The sequence below is a fragment of the Microbacterium sp. 22215 genome, assembly GCF_052045655.1.
Taxonomy (GTDB): Bacteria; Actinomycetota; Actinomycetes; order Actinomycetales; family Microbacteriaceae; genus Microbacterium; species Microbacterium phyllosphaerae.
Map to the genome: position 1 here is coordinate 55847 of NZ_JBQEPC010000010.1, position 14854 is coordinate 70700.

Genomic DNA, 14854 nt, shown 5'->3' on the forward strand with positions numbered 1-14854 from the left:
TCCTCGATCGGTGACTGACCGCGTCGGGTCGGGCAGTCGTGGAGTTTTCAGGTTATCTGGGGCCGATAAGGTACTGCCCATGCGACTGACCAACGTCACGCACCTCCGCCTCCCGTTCGGACGGCTCTGGGGGTACGACGTGAGCGCGTCCCCGCTCGGGCGGCGCCTCCCCGTCTCGTTCGATCAGCGACTCCATGTCGGGGCGGGCGACCGACCCGGCTCCTGGATGGCACTGTCGTTCCGGCTCCCCGCCGATGTTCGTCGCGAGGCGATCGCGGATGCCTGGCTGGCTGTCATCGCCCGTCACGGCACGCTGAGAACGGCATTCGCGCCCGGTGCTGATGGCGTCCCGGTGCTCCACGAGATCGAGATCGGCCCCGGAAGCTGGGTCGAGCATGAGGTGGGCCCTGGTCAGGCTGTCAATGACGCGCTGCGGGACATCCTCGATGCCGCGTGTTCGCCCTACCGGAGTCCTTCGCACCGGCTGTGCGTGTTGGAGACCGCCGCGGGGCTCACGGTCGTGATCGCGGCGGATCACGCGCACGTCGACATGTGGTCGATGCTGGTGATCGCGCGTGACCTCTTGTCCGCGCTCGATGCAGGCAAGTCGGGCGCAAAACCGATGCCGACGCCGGCTCCGGCATTCGTCGAGCACACGCAGGCACTCCTCGATCGGGATGCTGCACCGGACAGCGTGCGTCAGCGCTGGGAATCGATCATCGCCGACAGCGGCGGCGTGATGCCGCGGTTCCCGCTGTCGCTGGGTGCGCCCGAGCCGCAGCGTGAGCGGGTCGAGGTGCGCGACGTGTTCGATGTCGATGACGCCGCGGCGTTCGCTGCGCAAGCGCGTGACGACGGCGTCTCGACCCTCGCACGCGCAGTCGTCGCGATGACCGCCGTGACCCGCGAGCTGGCGGGCACCGCGCTGCGAGCGGTGTTCCCGGTGCACAGCCGCTTCGAGGAGAACTGGCACGACTCGGTCGGCTGGTTCATCACCAATTCCGTCCTCGAATCGGAGCTCGCCGAACCGCACGACGCGGCGGCTGCGGTCAAGGAGGCTGTGCAACTCGGCGCGTGGCCGCTCGCAGACGTCCTGGCTCCGTGGGGCGGCATGCCCGTGGCTCCCGGAATGTTCGCGATCTCGTGGCTGGACCTGCGCAGGCTGCCCGTACGGATCGACTCCGTCGGCCTGGATGCCCAGTACGTCAGCGCCGCGACCGACACCGACGGCGTCATGCTGTGGTTCATCCTGGACGAGTCGGGTCTGCACCTCAGATGCCGTTATCCCGACACGGCTGAGGCGCGCGTCAACGTCGGCGGATGGCTCGACCTGCTCGTCTCCCGATTGCAGGCGGACGCGCGGTCGTCCGTGCGTGGACGGCTGCAGGTGGCAGGCCGGACCTTCCGTCTCGAGCGCGCGGGCCGCGATGACATCGGGGCGATCGCAGCGCTGCTGTCGGATGACCCGTTCGGCTCGGACCGTGAAAGCGTCGAACTCGAGCGATATGAGGCGGGCTTCAGCGCCGTCGCTCGCGACGTTTCCAACTACCTGGGGGTCGTCCGGGACAGCACCGACGACATCGTCGCCACCATCCAACTGACCGTCATCCCGGGGCTCTCGCGCGGTGGCTCGACCCGACTTCAGATCGAGGGACTGCGAGTCGCGCCAGGGGAGCGGTCGCAGGGCCTGGGGGCGGCGATGCTCGAGTGGGCGCACGAGTTCGGTCGTGCACGGGGTGCGCGGCTGTCGCAGGTCACGACCGATGAAGCACGGGATCGTACTCGCGCCTTCTACACGCGGCTCGGATACGAGACCGCCCACGTCGGACTGAAGCGCCAGATCTAACGGCGTACGCTGTGGGTGCCGCCGACCGAAGGATTCGCCATGTCTGACCACAACCTGCACATACCCGCCCCGGACGAGCCGTCCGTCCCCGAACTCGAAGTCGACGAGACCATCGCGCCGCGACCGGAGGAGGAGATCGCCGACGCTCTGCGAGCGAAGCCCGACCTCGGCGACCACAGCGGCTAGACGCCCTCGACTACGCTGGAACACGACCCCTGCACGCCGAACGAGGAGCCGCGCGCCCATGACCGACACCCAGATCTTCGAGCCAGAGGGCCGCGCCATCCCCTTCGTGGATGAGGGCGACGGACCTGTCAAGCTCGTGCTGGTCCAGGAGCAGGGGCTGGCGGCCGACGTGCTCGGCGTCGCCGCGCACTACCTCGCCGAGGAGGCGGGCTTCCACGTGCTGCGCATCGGCCACCGCGGCGGAGAGGCGACCGTGGACGAGCGTGTCGCAGACGTCGTCGCCGTGATCGACCACGTGGGCATCGAAGACACGTGGGTCGGAGGACACGGATTCGGTGGCACGATCGCCCGCGCTCTGGTCGCCGCACACACTGACCGCGCGAACGGGCTCCTGCTGCTCGGCGTCGAGGACGTCGACATCGCTGTCGCGCCCGCGATCCCGGTGCTGATCGTCCAGGGGACTGAAGACACCGACACCCCGGCGGCGAACGCCGAGGCGCTGCAGTCGACGATCCCCGACCGCTCGAGCATCAAGACGATCGCCGGCGATCACCTGTTCCCGATGCACCACCCGATCGAGACCGGTGTGATCATCGAGGAATACCTGGACTGGGACTGATCCGGATGGTGTCGCCGAAGCGCACCGTCGTTCTCGCAATCGATCTGCAGGCCGGGGTGATGCCCGGATGCTTCGACGAGAAGGGCGTGCTCGGGCGTGCCGCTGCGCTGGTCGATCGCGCTCGCGCCGCCGACGTCCCCGTGGTCTGGATCCATCACGATCCGGTCGGAGTGGGCACGCCCGAGTGGGAGCTCGCGGCGCCCTTGCTGCGTGCGGAAGGGGAGCGGCTCGTCCACAAGGACTATCGCGACTCCTTCGCAGACACGACCCTGCGAACGACGCTCGACGAGCTCGGCGCGACGCACCTGGTGATCACAGGGGCGCAGTCGGACTTCTGCGTGCGTACGACGATGCAGCGCGCGGCTGCTGAGGGATACGACGTCACGCTCGTGAGCGACGCGCACACCACTGTCGACACCGAATGGGACGGCGTGCCGATCTCGGGTGAGCAGATCGTCGCGCATACGAACATGTACTTCTCGGGTCTGCGGTACCCGGGTCAGCGGTTCACGATCGCCACGCACGATCAGGTCGCGCTCTGACGGAAGCCGCGTCGATGAGGTTCAGAGGTCGCTGAAGTCGTCAGCCGGCGCGTTGATCTTCGTCACGACATCGTCCGTGAGCGAGAACATGACGTATCGGATGCCGGTCTCTCCCGGGCGGGTCAGCGAGGTCGTTCCCGGGACTTCCTGCTCGCCCACGCCCAGGTAGTCGGCGATGCCGTCATCGTCCTCGTCCCAGACGTCCCAGCCCTGCGCGGCGATGACCTGATCGCGGGTCGAACCGATCGTGAGCCCCTCCTGCGAGGCGATCGGGACGCCTCCCACCGTGGCGGCATCGACGAGGATCCGTGAGGAGGCTCCTTCGCCGCCCTCCTCGGTCACGACGCTGAGGCCGTCCCAGTCGTAGCTGACCAGGTTGGTCTCGTAACCCGGCGGGTCCTGAAGGTCGGTCAGGGCGGGCGCCTCGCCCGTCGCCGTCTCCAGCAGTTCCAGGACAGCCGCGGCATCGTCGTATCCCGCGGACTCGGTGTCGGCGCCGTCGACGAACTCGAGCCCGTCGATCGTGACGACGAGGCGAGCCTCGGCTGCAGGGGTGGGGGTGGCACTCGGCGTCTCCGACGATGTCGGCGCGGGGGTCGAGGCGCCCGGAGCAGGCTCAGGCGCGCAGGCGGGCAGAAGCGCGGCGGTGGTGGCCAGAGCGAGAAGGAGCGGAGCGTGACGTCGGCGCATGCCCCGATCGTATTGGTCGCCGATGCCGGCGCGCGGCTGCGGGGCCGAGCGTTGGCGAACCGTGATCGTGTGCGTGAACGACGGCGCAGGGCTGAGAAGATTGTCTGATGACCGCAACCCTCGTCGCCCAGAATCTCGCAGGTGGCTACGGTCACCGCATCCTCTTCGAGGGCCTCGACCTCACCGTCGCTCCCGGAGACGTCATCGGCGTCGTCGGCGCGAACGGAGCGGGCAAATCCACGCTGCTCCGGATCCTCGCGGGTGTCCTCGCGCCCGCTGACGGCACCGTCTCGCTCGCACCGACCGATGCCTTCGTCGGCTGGTTGCCGCAGGAGCACGAGCGCGTCGAGGGTGAGACCGTCGCCGAGTACATCGCGCGTCGGACCGGCTGTGCTGCGGCGACACGAGAGATGGATGCCGCTGCTGCCGCGCTGGGCGACCCGTCCCTCGCGCCGGAGGGAACGGATCCGGCCGATACGTACTCGCAGGCGCTCGACCGGTGGCTCGCCAGCGGTGCCGCCGACCTCGACGAGCGCATCCCTGCGGTGCTGGCGGATCTGGGGCTTCCGAGCGGTGGACGTGTCGCCGAAGACGCACTCATGACGGGGCTCTCCGGCGGGCAGGCCGCCCGCGTCGGATTGGCCGCTCTGCTGCTCTCGCGCTTCGACATCGTCTTCCTCGACGAGCCGACCAACGACCTCGACCTCGACGGCCTCGACCGGCTGGAGGCCTTCGTGCGCGGACTCCGCGGCGGCGTCGTGCTCGTCAGTCACGACCGCGAGTTCCTCGCCCGAAGCGTCACCCGGGTGCTCGAGCTCGATCTCGCGCAGAACTCCCACCGTGTCTACGGCGGCGGATATGACGCGTACATCGAGGAGCGTGCCGTCGTGCGCCGGCACCTGCGCGAGAAGTACGACGAGTTCGCCGACAAGAAGGCCGATCTCGTCGCTCGTGCCCGCACCCAGCGCGAGTGGTCGAGTCAGGGTGTGCGGAACGCGATGAAGAGGTCGCCGGACAACGACAAGATCAAGCGCAAGGCGTCGATGGAGTCCAGCGAGAAGCAGGCGCAGAAGGTGCGTCAGATGGAGAGTCGGATCGCACGCCTCGACGAGGTGGAGGAGCCGCGCAAGGAGTGGCAGCTCGAGTTCACGATCGGAGCCGCGCCTCGCTCGAGCACCGTCGTGTCGACGCTGAACTCCGCGGTGTTCCGGCAGGGCGATTTCACGCTGGGGCCGCTGTCGCTGCAGGTCGACGCGGGCGACCGCATCGGGATCACCGGCCCGAACGGTGCGGGCAAGTCCACGCTGCTCCGAGCGCTCCTCGGGCGGCAGGCGCCTGTCGAGGGGACTGCGACCATGGGCAGCAGTGTGGGGGTCGGCGAGATCGACCAGGCGCGATCGTTGCTGGTCGGCGATGCTGCGCTCGCCGACGCCTTCGAGGCGCTGGTTCCCGAGATGTCATCGGCTGAGGTCCGCACGCTGCTGGCGAAGTTCGGTCTCCGGGCCGATCACGTGACGCGTCCGGTCGACGAGCTCTCGCCCGGCGAGCGCACCCGGGCGGCGCTCGCTCTTCTGCAGGCGCGCGGCATCAATCTGCTGGTGCTCGACGAGCCGACCAACCACCTCGACCTTCCGGCGATCGAACAGCTCGAGCAGGCGCTGGAGTCCTACACCGGCACGCTTCTGCTCGTCACGCACGACCGTCGGATGCTCGAGGCGGTGCAGACGACCCGTCGCTGGAGCGTCGACAATGGGCAGGTCGAAGAGCGCTGAGGCTCAGCGACCCTGGCGCTTCTTGTACGGCTTGGGCTGCCCCTTGACGATGGGCGCGCGTCCCTTGCCCTTGGATGCCTTGGCCTTGCCGCCGGCCGGAGCCACGGTCTTCGGCGCAGGCGGGGGAGCGGCAGCCACCGTGGCCTGAGCCTCGACGAGGAACAGCTCGCCGACGTTCGTCAGGCGGGGCGTGCCCTCGCGGTTGACGAGCGTGTGGCCCACCTCTTCTTCGAGCTTGTCGAGCGAGGTGTAGAGCGAGGCCAGGGGGATGCCCAGCTCTTTCGCGGCTCGGGGGAAGTGCAGCGTCTCGGCGAGGACGACGTAGCGACGGAGCAGTGCCAACTTCATGCGCGTGAACGGTCCTTCTCGGGCCACGACGATCGCGGCTCTGGTTCTAACCTACGCGAGCCGGATGCGCACCCGACTCAGACGCACGGATGCCGCGGCTCGACGAGCCGCGGCATCCTGGAAGTTCTTTCGTCAGGCGACCTTCGGGAGCACAGCGAACGACACCGAGCCTTCGTCATCCACTCCGGCATCGAGGATCTTGTCATCGAGAGCGGCGGCTGCGGTCTCATCGAGGAAGAGACGGGTGCCCGAGACCTCGACCACCTGGTCTTCGGGCTCGGGATCGGGGGTGACGAGGACGGCGAGGCGCGCGCCGCCGTCGGGCCCGGGTGCGGGCGTGGAGTGAATACGGAGCCCTGCGTCGGTGGCGTCCGTCTGACGGCTCACGAGGGTGTTCACGATTGCGGAGGCGTTATCGGTGAGGGTGAGCACGAGACTCTCCTTCCGGTTGCGGTCACGACGCGGGTGCGGCGTGTCCGGGCCACGATTCCCCACCCCGCGACGCGTTTCAACCCGACGCGCCCGGTTCGGAGGGGTCTCCCACCTGATGCAGAGGTTTTCTCAGGAACACCTGCTCCGTGCCGTCACCGTCGGGCACGCGCACCGTCTCGCGGTAGCCGCGTGCCTTGTAGAGACGGATGTTCGCCTCGCTCAGGCTGCCCGTGAAGAGCTCCGCTTCCGTTGCCGTCGACGACCGCTCGGCTTCGTCGAGAAGTGTTCGACCGATGCCCTCGCCCTGCATGTCGGGGGCGATCGCGATGCGCCCGATGAGCAGCACGCCGTCGTCCTCCACGAAACGGATCGCGCCCACCAGGCGGCCGTTCATGCGAGCAGTCAGCCCGCTCCCCGCTCTCAGCTCCGCCTCGACCTCGGCGAGCGTCTGCGTCAGCGGCGGCATGTCGGCACTGCCGTAGATCTGCGCCTCCGACACGAAGGCCGCACGCTGCAGCGTGAGCACCTCGCCGGCATCCGCTTCGGTCATCGACGCGATCGCCACGTCTGGTCCGGTGTCACCGGTCTGGTCTGAGGAAGTATCTGGTTCGATCACTGCGCCACCATCAGGCCTGCGCCGCTGAGGTGTCAACCCCCTCGAATCCGGGAGGATCGAGGGCTAGCGTCGCAGGACCGACACGAGGAGGACCCCCATGGCTGAGAACACGAAGTCGAAGACCGCGAGCACGTCCAAGCGTGGCGCGAAGACCACCAGGCGGCAGAACGCCGAGAAGGGGTTCACCGCCTCCCCGACCCTGGCCGCCAACCTGCAGGTCGTGCTCGTGGACCTGATCGAGCTGTCGCTCCAGGGCAAGCAGGCGCACTGGAACGTCGTCGGACGCAACTTCCGCGACACCCACCGACAGCTCGACGAGATCATCGACGCGGCCCGGACCTTCAGTGACACGGTCGCCGAGCGCATGCGTGCGCTGCATGCCGTTCCCGACGGCCGTACCGACACGATCGCCGAAACGACCTCGCTTCCCGCGTTCCCGGCGGGCGAGGTGTCGACCACCGACACGATCGATCTGATCACCGCGCGACTGGATGCCGTCGTCGGCACGATCCGCGAAGTCCATGACGCCGTCGACGAAGAGGATCCGACGTCGGCGGACATCCTGCACGCGGTCATCGAGAGCCTCGAGCAGTTCGCGTGGATGGTCAGCGCCGAGAACCGGACCCCGGCAGGGCGCTGAGGATTCCTCGGTCTTCCCGCTCAGCTCCGATCGACCGACCCGCCTCGCTCGGCCTCGCGCCGAACGAGGCGGGGGAGGACGAGCCAGAGCAGGCCGACGAAGACCACTGAGGAGACGAGAGCGATGAGTCCCGCGCTGCGATTCACCGTGAAATCGACGATGAGAGTCGTGACACCGATCGTGAGGGCGGAGATCGCCACGAGATCGATGACCACGATCCGCGCAGCCACCCGCACGAGTTCGGGTTTGCGGCGTCGACCGAACAGCGCCCTGTGCAGAGCAACGGGGGCGAGCGCCAGAATCGTGGCGACTGCCGCGAGGGCCACGAGCACCACGTACACATCTCGCTGGAACTCATCCATGTCCTCGAACCGCGGAGTGAAAGCCACGGCGAGCAGGAAGCCGGTGAGGATCTGCGTACCGGTCTGCATCACCCGCAGTTCCTGGAGAAGTTCTTCCCAGTTGCGGTCTGCGCGCTCGTTGCGCGTCTCGTCTCGTCCGTCTCGACGGTCGTCGAGCTCAGGGGACGGCACGGGTCGGTCATCGGTTTCCATGCGGCCAGTCTCGTGGGACTTGTCGAATCCTGTCCACTCTCTTGCGCGCCGGCCGAGAAGGAGAGCGTGATGACGCTCCCACCGATCCGCGAGTGGTGGTCGGAGATCTCTCGTGAGGCACGCGTGGAGGTGCTGAGTGACACCGCTCCGCACCTGGGCGAGAAGGCCCGGGAGGAGATCCGGACGATCACGGGTGCCGTCGTCGGGATGGCCGAGACACTGTCCGACGACGATCTCGCCTTTGCGCGCGCGGAGGCGCAGGCAGAAGTCGATGCCGCGGACGCCGACTGAGACCGCGGTCTCAGTCTTCTTCGGTCGTCTGCTCCTCGCGGAGACGGGGGACCGTCCGACGTTCGGGGCGGAGGCCCGCCTTGTCGGCGTAGAACGCCCGGATCCGATCCATGTCGGCGGCGACATCGCCGGTGAGGTCGAGCGTCTGCCCGAGTCCGGTCGTCATCGTCGTGCGGTCGACGAAGCCGAGGGTGACGGGCATCCCGGTCTCGCGCGCGATGCGGTAGAACCCCGACTTCCAGTACTCGTTGCCCCCACGGGTCCCGTCGGGGGTGATGACCAGCCCGAACACGCCTCCGGAGTTGACCTGAGCGACGACGTCGTTGACGACTCGGGCGGGATCCGAACGATCGACGGGAATGCCGCCGAGCCGGCGCATAATGGGGCCGCGCCACCCTCGGAAGAGGCTGTTCTTGCCCAGCCAGTGGACCTCGATGCGCAGGCGCCAGGCGATGGCGAGCATCAGCACGAAGTCCCAGTTGGACGTGTGGGGCGCGCCGATCAGGATCGTGGGGCGAGTCGGCGTCGACTCAGCGGTGAGGGTCCAGCGGCTGAACGTCCAATACAGGCGGGCGAGGAGTCGTGTGAGCACTCGTCAACCGTAGGGGAGCACTGCTGTCCGTCTGCTGTCGATCGGCGTGTCGATTTCCGCGCCACTGGGTCGCAGCAGGCGTAGCATCTAATGATGGCCACGACACAGGACTCCGCCGAGCAGGACGCGACCCCCGCGCTCCGGCCGCTGCCGGACGCTCTGAACCTGCTCGAGAACGACTCCGCCGGGTACTGCAGCGGCGGCGTCTGCCACTTCCCTGCGCCCAAGACGCAGTAGCGATCAGACGCCGCCGTGGCGGTGGTCAGTGCCCGCCGTGTGCTCCACCGGCGATGTCGTCGGCAGGCTTCGTGACGAACGCGCTGAGCGCGACAGCCGCGAGCGAGATGATCGCGGCGATCAGGAAGGCCATGCGCGCACCGGGGGCTCCTGCGGCGGCCGTCTCCAGCCCCTCCGCTTCACCCGCGTGGAGGATGGCCGAGTACGTCACGGTGAGCACGGCGACGCCGGCCGCTCCACCGACCTGCTGAAGCGTGTTGAGCACCGCGGAGCCGTGCGAGTACAGCGAGCGCTGCAGCGATCCGAGCGAGGCGGAGAACAGCGGCGTGAACGACATGGCGAGACCGACCGACATCGCGGCCTGCACGATGATGAGCACCCACCACACGGTGTGCTCGCCCACGGTCGAGTAGTAGAACAGCGCCGCCGACACGAGGATCGTTCCGGGGATCAGCAGCGGGCGGGTGCCGCGTGCGTCGTACACGCGACCCATGATCGGACCCAGCAGACCCATGAGCACGGAGCCCGGCAGCAGGATGAGGCCGGACTCGAGGGCGTTGAGCCCGGCGACGTTCTGCAGGTACTGGGGGAGCAGCGTCAGGGTGCCGAACATCGACAGCGCGAGGATCGTCATGATGATGACGGAGAACGTGAAGTTCGCCGAACGGAAGACCCGCAGGTCGAGAAGCGCGTCATCGACCCGCTGCAGCACGAGCTGGCGCCACACGAAGAGGGCGAGCGCGACGGCACCCACGACGAGTGCGACGATTCCGGTCGTCTCGCCCGAGCCGCCCTCGCCGCCGAACTGGCTCAGACCGAACACGATGCCGCCGAAGCCGAGCGCAGCGAGCGGGATCGAGAGCACGTCGAGGGGGACCTTGCGGGTCTCGCCGAGGTTCGTCATCCACTTGGCCCCGATGAGGAGCGAGACCAGGGCGATCGGCAGGATGATCGCGAACAGCGCGCGCCAGTGCAGCGTCTCGAGCACGGCGCCGGCGAGCGTCGGGCCGATCGCGGGCGCGAGCGAGATGACCAGGCCGACTCGACCCATCATGCGACCACGCGACTGCGGCGGGACGACGTTCATGATGGTGGTCATCAGCAGGGGCATCATGATTCCGGTGCCGGCCGCCTGGATGACGCGACCCACGAGCAGAACGGCGAACCCGGGCGCGACGAGGGCGACCAGGGTTCCCAGCGAGAACGAGATCATCGCGGCGATGAAGACCTGGCGCGTCGTGAAGCGCTGCAGGATGAATCCTGTGGTCGGGATGACGACGGCCATCGTCAGCATGAACGCGCTCGTGAGCCACTGGCCGAGCTCGGGCGGGATGCCGAGGTCGACGTTCAGGTGGGGGATCGCGATGCCCATCGTCGTCTCGTTGAGGATGGCGACGAACGCGGCGACGAGCAGGAGCCAGATCACGCGCATGTCACTGCGTGCGATCTCACCTCCGGGTGCGGCAGGGGGCGTGGTGATCGACCCGGTGTCGACGGCAGACATACGGCCTCCTAGGCACTGAAGAGGGGGAGAGATCGCGCGAGTGCGCGGGGACCACTCAGCGTAACCACAGGTTCGGACATTTCATTCCGAATCGGAGTGAATCCGCTCTCAGCGGACCGTCCGGACGCCGCGGGCGGCCCGACGTCCGCCACGCTGACTACGCTGGCGACATGAGCATGGGTGGAATGCACGGCGGGTTCCGTCGCGTGGACGAAGACACGCAGCGTCGCCTCAACGCCGACGCCCCGAGCATCAGCGGACTGGGAGCCAGGGTCGTCACCCTCTTCCGCCCGTACCGGTGGCGCATCTTCTGGACGGGCGTGCTCGTCGTCATCGGCGCGGGCATCGCGGTGATCCCGCCGCTGATCGTCCAGCGCATCTTCGACGACGCGCTGTTCCCCGTCGCCGGTGGCGGCCCGCAGCTGCAGCTGCTCATCTGGCTCGTCTCGGGGATGGTCGGACTGTTCCTCCTCTCGGCCGTGCTCGGCGTCGCCCAGACCTGGCTCACCTCGACGGTGGGCAACAGCGTCACGGGTGATCTGCGAGTGCGGCTCTTCGAGCATCTTCAGGCGATGGAACTCGGATTCTTCACGCGCACCAAGACCGGAGTGATCCAATCGCGTCTGCAGAACGACGTCGGCGGCGTCTCCGGCGTGCTCACGAACACGGTCACCAGCATCCTGGGCAACATCGTCACGGTGATCGCCTCGCTCGTCGCGATGATCCTGATCGACTGGCGTCTCACTCTGATCGCGGTCGTGCTGATGCCGTTCCTGATCATCGTGCAGCGACGAGTCGGGCAGGTGCGGGCGCGCATCGCCGGGGAGACGCAGGAATCGCTGTCCGAGCTCACCTCGATCACGCAGGAGACGCTGAGCGTGTCGGGGATGCTGCTGTCGAAGGCGTTCAACCGTCAGCGCACCGAATCCCAGCGGTACCAGGCCGAGAACCGCAATCAGGTGAAGCTCCAGGTGCGACGAGCCATGAGCGGTCAGGGCTTCTTCGCTGTCGTCCAGGTGCTCATGGCGAGTGTCCCGGCCGTGATCTACCTCGTCTCCGGCTACCTGATCGCCGGCGGCACGGGCGCGATCACGGCCGGCACGGTTGTGGCGTTCACGACCGTGCAGGCGCGACTGCTCCAGCCGTTGATGGGCCTCATGCGGGTGTCGTTGGACCTGCAGACGTCGTCAGCGCTGTTCGCGCGCATCTTCGAGTACCTGGATCTCGTCCCCGAGATCCAGGATGCTCCCGACGCGATCTCCGTCTCCGAGGCGCCGGGCCCGCGGGGGCGCATCGAGTTCGCCGATGTCGTGTTCCGCTATCCCGATGCAGCGCCAGACGCGCGGCCGACTCTGCAGGGAGTGTCGTTCGTCGCGGAGCCCGGGCAGCACGTCGCATTCGTCGGTCCCTCGGGCGCGGGCAAGACGACGGTGCTCTACCTCGCACCGCGCCTGTACGAGGCGCACGGCGGGGCGGTGCTCTTCGCGGGGGCCGATGTCCGCACGCTCACGCAGGAGTCGATCATCGATCAGGTGGGCATCGTCTCGCAGGAGACGTACCTGTTCCATGCGACGATCCGCGAGAACCTGCTCTACGCGAAGCCGGAGGCGACCGAGGCCGAGGTCATCGCCGCCTGCCAGGCGGCCAACATCCACCACATCATCGACGGTTTCGAAGACGGCTACGACACCGTCGTGGGGGAGCGCGGGTATCGGCTCTCGGGCGGGGAGAAGCAGCGCATCGCGATCGCCCGCGTGCTGCTGAAGGACCCTCCCGTGCTTCTGCTCGACGAAGCCACCTCGGCGCTCGACACCGTCTCGGAGCGCGTCGTGCAGGAGGCCCTCGATGAGGCGGCGAAGGGAAGAACGACGCTCACGATCGCGCATCGGCTGTCGACGATCATCGGTGCAGACGTGATCCACGTCGTCGAGGCCGGTCAGATCGTCGAGTCGGGCACCCACTCCGAACTCCTCGCACGCGGAGGGCTGTATGCGGAACTGGCCGCGCAGCAGGTCGCGGCCTCGCGCGTGCTCGCCACCGAGACGGTGATCGAAGAGGTCGTCGCGGGCGGAGTGGTCGCCGCGCTCACGGATCGCAGGGCCGACCGTGCACCCGAGGACTCGGCGGGAGCGGATGCGGTCGCAGCCCTCACGGCGCCGGTGCCGCTGCTCGATGCCTCGCGCGCGGACGAGAGGGTCTATCCCGCCGAGGGCTGAAGACGGTTCAATGCACCGACAGTCCACCGTCGATGAAGAGAGACTGCCCGGTGACGTAGCCAGACCCCCGGCCGGCGAGGAACACGGCCGCGGCGGCGAAGTCCGACGGCAGCCCGTTCCGCCCGATCATCGTGCGGGCGGCGAGGGCCGCGATCTGCGCCGGGTCCTCCTGCAGTCGCGCGTTCAGCGGCGTCAGCACGAACCCGGGGACGAGCGAGTTGCTCGTGACGCCCGTCCCGCCCCAGGCCTCGGCCTCCGACCGCATCAACGACTCCACGGCCCCCTTCGATGCTCCGTAGACGCCGCTCCCCACGAAGGCGCGATGCGCCTGCTGCGAGCTGATGTGGATGAGGCGCCCGTAACCCCGCTCCGCCATTCCGGAGGCGAAGCGCTGGCCCAGCAGGAACGGGGCGAGCGCATTGACGGTCATCGTCGCGTCCCAATCGTCTTCCGTGATCTCGGCGAACGGGGGACGGATGTTGATGCCCGCGGAGTTCACGAGGATGTCAGGCTCTCCGAAGGGCGCGGCGGCCGCATCGGCCACGGCGTGGATCCCGTCGCGGGTGCTGAGGTCGCCCACGACGCCCGCCGCTCGGCATCCGGCGTCCGTGAGTTCGCGGACCGTCTGGTCGATGCGCTCGGAACCGCGGGCGACGATCACCGTCGCGGCTCCCGCCTTGGCGAGAGCCGTCGCGATCCCACGACCGATTCCCGAACTCCCTCCGGTCACGACCACGATGCGGCCCTCGAGCGAGAACAGGTCGGCGAGGTAGTCGTTCATGGGTCTCCTTGGACGTGCACTCACCAGGCCAGAGCGGCGGTGAGGCGGGGATCGGGGGTGGCCCCGGAGTACTCCGGCAGCGCCTGGATCTCGGCGACGAACGCCTCGACCTCCGCCGCGTAGGCCGGGTCGGGGTGGGTCGCAGCGATGTCGAGGAGCGGGGGCAGGTCCATCGCCAGGATCAGTTCGAGGCGCGCGGTCACGGCGGCGTGCGCACCGGCGTCATGGAGCACGCGGATGCCGCCGCGAAGCGCCGTGAGGTAGTCCCGGAGCACCGGCAGCTGCGCCCGGCCCTGCGTGATCGAGGTCCCGTCGGCGCGGAGCCGCCAGCGGACGACCGTGTCGGGGAGCACGTCGAATGCCCGTGCCCGCGTGTACATCAGCTGGGCCACGACCTGATCCTCGTACGCGACCCCTTCGGGGAACCTCAGATCGCTCCACAACTCTGTGCGGCTGACCTTCGACCAGGCCACGATGTTGGCGCTCGCTCGGGGATGCTCGACGATCGTGGTGCCGAGTCGCGCCGGCGAGGTCGCGGCCTCGACCCAGGGCTGCACGCGTCCGGGAACATAGCGCTCGCCGTCGAAGCGCGACCGCACGTAGGCACCGGCGACGAAGTCGCTCCCGGTCTCTGCGAGGGTTCCGATGAGTCGCTCGAGAGCAGTGGAGGTCAGCTCGTCATCGCCGTCGAGGAACCCGACCATCGGGGTGTCGACGAGCTCGATGCCCGCGTTCCGCGCGGCTCCGAGCCCCCGCGACGCCTCATGTCGCACGAAGCGGAACCGTGGATCGGATGCTGCGGCCTCGGCGAAGATCCGGGCGGTGTCATCGGTCGATCCGTCGTCGATCAGGATCGCATGCCAGCGGGTCTCGGTCTGCGCGCGCAGCGAATCGAGTGCGGCAGGAGCGAAGGCGGCGATGTCGCGGCCGGGGACGATCAGAGTCACGATCGGGGCGGTGGCGGTCACCAGCCGAGTCTATGGCCGCT

The 14854-nt window shown here is 68.4% G+C and carries 18 protein-coding genes; 9 read left to right on the forward strand and 9 right to left on the reverse strand.

Annotated elements, in window-relative coordinates; translation table 11 throughout:
• Positions 1 to 79 precede the first annotated feature (79 nt).
• Genes ACTJKH_RS15165 through ACTJKH_RS15180 form a run of 4 tightly spaced genes read left to right on the forward strand, consistent with a single transcriptional unit; the run spans position 80 to position 3193 of the window.
• Positions 80 to 1846, forward strand: coding sequence for a GNAT family N-acetyltransferase (locus ACTJKH_RS15165; protein ID WP_440737594.1), 1767 nt, complete (start codon positions 80 to 82; stop codon positions 1844 to 1846).
• Between the two features lie 39 nt (positions 1847 to 1885).
• Positions 1886 to 2032 carry a hypothetical protein gene (locus tag ACTJKH_RS15170; RefSeq protein ID WP_440737595.1) on the forward strand — a complete coding sequence of 49 codons (147 nt, stop codon included), beginning with the start codon at positions 1886 to 1888 and terminating at the stop codon, positions 2030 to 2032.
• Between the two features lie 58 nt (positions 2033 to 2090).
• Positions 2091 to 2651 (forward strand): alpha/beta fold hydrolase, encoded by a 561-nt coding sequence (locus ACTJKH_RS15175; RefSeq protein ID WP_440737596.1) that lies wholly within the window; start codon positions 2091 to 2093, stop codon positions 2649 to 2651.
• Positions 2652 to 2656: 5 nt separating this feature from the next.
• Positions 2657 to 3193: an isochorismatase family protein gene (locus ACTJKH_RS15180; protein WP_440737597.1), complete on the forward strand. Its 537-nt coding sequence runs from the start codon at positions 2657 to 2659 to the stop codon at positions 3191 to 3193.
• 21 nt (positions 3194 to 3214) lie between these two features.
• Here ACTJKH_RS15180 and ACTJKH_RS15185 read toward each other — a convergent pair whose 3' ends face one another.
• A complete protein-coding gene (locus ACTJKH_RS15185; RefSeq protein WP_440737598.1) occupies positions 3215 to 3883 on the reverse strand; it encodes a hypothetical protein in 669 nt (222 codons plus the stop codon).
• Positions 3884 to 3990: 107 nt separating this feature from the next.
• On the opposite strand from ACTJKH_RS15185, the gene ACTJKH_RS15190 reads away from it, so the two are divergent.
• Positions 3991 to 5655 (forward strand): ABC-F family ATP-binding cassette domain-containing protein, encoded by a 1665-nt coding sequence (locus ACTJKH_RS15190; RefSeq protein WP_440737599.1) that lies wholly within the window; start codon positions 3991 to 3993, stop codon positions 5653 to 5655.
• Positions 5656 to 5658: 3 nt separating this feature from the next.
• Here ACTJKH_RS15190 and ACTJKH_RS15195 read toward each other — a convergent pair whose 3' ends face one another.
• From ACTJKH_RS15195 to ACTJKH_RS15205, 3 genes are all read right to left on the reverse strand, one after another.
• Complete coding sequence (locus tag ACTJKH_RS15195) at positions 5659 to 6003, reverse strand: LysR family transcriptional regulator (RefSeq protein WP_210097445.1); 345 nt, start codon at positions 6001 to 6003, stop codon at positions 5659 to 5661.
• A 132-nt stretch (positions 6004 to 6135) separates the two neighbouring features.
• A complete protein-coding gene (locus ACTJKH_RS15200; RefSeq protein ID WP_210097446.1) occupies positions 6136 to 6435 on the reverse strand; it encodes a Fe-S cluster assembly protein HesB in 300 nt (99 codons plus the stop codon).
• A gap of 76 nt (positions 6436 to 6511) precedes the next feature.
• Complete coding sequence (locus ACTJKH_RS15205) at positions 6512 to 6985, reverse strand: GNAT family N-acetyltransferase (protein ID WP_440737669.1); 474 nt, start codon at positions 6983 to 6985, stop codon at positions 6512 to 6514.
• A gap of 163 nt (positions 6986 to 7148) precedes the next feature.
• Here ACTJKH_RS15205 and ACTJKH_RS15210 point away from each other — a divergent pair, with 163 nt between their 5' ends.
• Positions 7149 to 7691, forward strand: a complete 543-nt coding sequence (locus ACTJKH_RS15210) for a Dps family protein (protein ID WP_210097447.1) — start codon at positions 7149 to 7151, stop codon at positions 7689 to 7691.
• A 20-nt stretch (positions 7692 to 7711) separates the two neighbouring features.
• Here ACTJKH_RS15210 and ACTJKH_RS15215 read toward each other — a convergent pair whose 3' ends face one another.
• Positions 7712 to 8245, reverse strand: coding sequence for a DUF6328 family protein (locus ACTJKH_RS15215; protein WP_440737600.1), 534 nt, complete (start codon positions 8243 to 8245; stop codon positions 7712 to 7714).
• Positions 8246 to 8314: 69 nt separating this feature from the next.
• On the opposite strand from ACTJKH_RS15215, the gene ACTJKH_RS15220 reads away from it, so the two are divergent.
• Positions 8315 to 8536: a hypothetical protein gene (locus ACTJKH_RS15220; protein ID WP_440737601.1), complete on the forward strand. Its 222-nt coding sequence runs from the start codon at positions 8315 to 8317 to the stop codon at positions 8534 to 8536.
• A gap of 10 nt (positions 8537 to 8546) precedes the next feature.
• On the opposite strand, the gene ACTJKH_RS15225 is transcribed toward ACTJKH_RS15220, so the two are convergent.
• Complete coding sequence (locus ACTJKH_RS15225; RefSeq protein ID WP_440737602.1) at positions 8547 to 9128, reverse strand: 1-acyl-sn-glycerol-3-phosphate acyltransferase; 582 nt, start codon at positions 9126 to 9128, stop codon at positions 8547 to 8549.
• Positions 9129 to 9221: 93 nt separating this feature from the next.
• Between ACTJKH_RS15225 and ACTJKH_RS15230 the strand changes: the two genes are divergently transcribed.
• Positions 9222 to 9365, forward strand: a complete 144-nt coding sequence (locus ACTJKH_RS15230; RefSeq protein ID WP_210099270.1) for a hypothetical protein — start codon at positions 9222 to 9224, stop codon at positions 9363 to 9365.
• Positions 9366 to 9390: 25 nt separating this feature from the next.
• Here ACTJKH_RS15230 and ACTJKH_RS15235 read toward each other — a convergent pair whose 3' ends face one another.
• Positions 9391 to 10869, reverse strand: coding sequence for an MDR family MFS transporter (locus ACTJKH_RS15235; RefSeq protein ID WP_210097451.1), 1479 nt, complete (start codon positions 10867 to 10869; stop codon positions 9391 to 9393).
• A 170-nt stretch (positions 10870 to 11039) separates the two neighbouring features.
• Between ACTJKH_RS15235 and ACTJKH_RS15240 the strand changes: the two genes are divergently transcribed.
• Positions 11040 to 13085, forward strand: coding sequence for an ABC transporter ATP-binding protein (locus ACTJKH_RS15240; RefSeq protein WP_440737603.1), 2046 nt, complete (start codon positions 11040 to 11042; stop codon positions 13083 to 13085).
• A gap of 7 nt (positions 13086 to 13092) precedes the next feature.
• Here ACTJKH_RS15240 and ACTJKH_RS15245 read toward each other — a convergent pair whose 3' ends face one another.
• Positions 13093 to 13866: an SDR family NAD(P)-dependent oxidoreductase gene (locus tag ACTJKH_RS15245; RefSeq protein WP_440737604.1), complete on the reverse strand. Its 774-nt coding sequence runs from the start codon at positions 13864 to 13866 to the stop codon at positions 13093 to 13095.
• Positions 13867 to 13886: 20 nt separating this feature from the next.
• The gene (locus tag ACTJKH_RS15250) at positions 13887 to 14834 is read right to left on the reverse strand and encodes a glycosyltransferase family 2 protein (protein WP_440737605.1); all 948 of its coding nucleotides are present in this window, start codon (positions 14832 to 14834) and stop codon (positions 13887 to 13889) included.
• Between the last annotated feature and the right edge of the window lie 20 nt (positions 14835 to 14854).

Excerpts from the sequence above, each read along its gene's own strand:
- ACTJKH_RS15220 (WP_440737601.1), top strand. The coding sequence starts at position 8,315 with ATGACGCTCCCACCGATCCGCGAGTGGTGGTCGGAGATCTCTCGTGAG.
- ACTJKH_RS15165 (WP_440737594.1), top strand. The coding sequence starts at position 80 with ATGCGACTGACCAACGTCACGCACCTCCGCCTCCCGTTCGGACGGCTC.
- ACTJKH_RS15195 (WP_210097445.1), bottom strand. The coding sequence starts at position 6,003 with ATGAAGTTGGCACTGCTCCGTCGCTACGTCGTCCTCGCCGAGACGCTG.
- ACTJKH_RS15170 (WP_440737595.1), top strand. The coding sequence starts at position 1,886 with ATGTCTGACCACAACCTGCACATACCCGCCCCGGACGAGCCGTCCGTC.
- ACTJKH_RS15185 (WP_440737598.1), bottom strand. The coding sequence starts at position 3,883 with ATGCGCCGACGTCACGCTCCGCTCCTTCTCGCTCTGGCCACCACCGCC.
- ACTJKH_RS15190 (WP_440737599.1), top strand. The coding sequence starts at position 3,991 with ATGACCGCAACCCTCGTCGCCCAGAATCTCGCAGGTGGCTACGGTCAC.
- ACTJKH_RS15230 (WP_210099270.1), top strand. The coding sequence starts at position 9,222 with ATGGCCACGACACAGGACTCCGCCGAGCAGGACGCGACCCCCGCGCTC.
- ACTJKH_RS15215 (WP_440737600.1), bottom strand. The coding sequence starts at position 8,245 with ATGGAAACCGATGACCGACCCGTGCCGTCCCCTGAGCTCGACGACCGT.
- ACTJKH_RS15175 (WP_440737596.1), top strand. The coding sequence starts at position 2,091 with ATGACCGACACCCAGATCTTCGAGCCAGAGGGCCGCGCCATCCCCTTC.
- ACTJKH_RS15235 (WP_210097451.1), bottom strand. The coding sequence starts at position 10,869 with ATGTCTGCCGTCGACACCGGGTCGATCACCACGCCCCCTGCCGCACCC.
- ACTJKH_RS15240 (WP_440737603.1), top strand. The coding sequence starts at position 11,040 with ATGAGCATGGGTGGAATGCACGGCGGGTTCCGTCGCGTGGACGAAGAC.
- ACTJKH_RS15245 (WP_440737604.1), bottom strand. The coding sequence starts at position 13,866 with ATGAACGACTACCTCGCCGACCTGTTCTCGCTCGAGGGCCGCATCGTG.
- ACTJKH_RS15210 (WP_210097447.1), top strand. The coding sequence starts at position 7,149 with ATGGCTGAGAACACGAAGTCGAAGACCGCGAGCACGTCCAAGCGTGGC.
- ACTJKH_RS15180 (WP_440737597.1), top strand. The coding sequence starts at position 2,657 with ATGGTGTCGCCGAAGCGCACCGTCGTTCTCGCAATCGATCTGCAGGCC.
- ACTJKH_RS15205 (WP_440737669.1), bottom strand. The coding sequence starts at position 6,985 with ATGACCGAAGCGGATGCCGGCGAGGTGCTCACGCTGCAGCGTGCGGCC.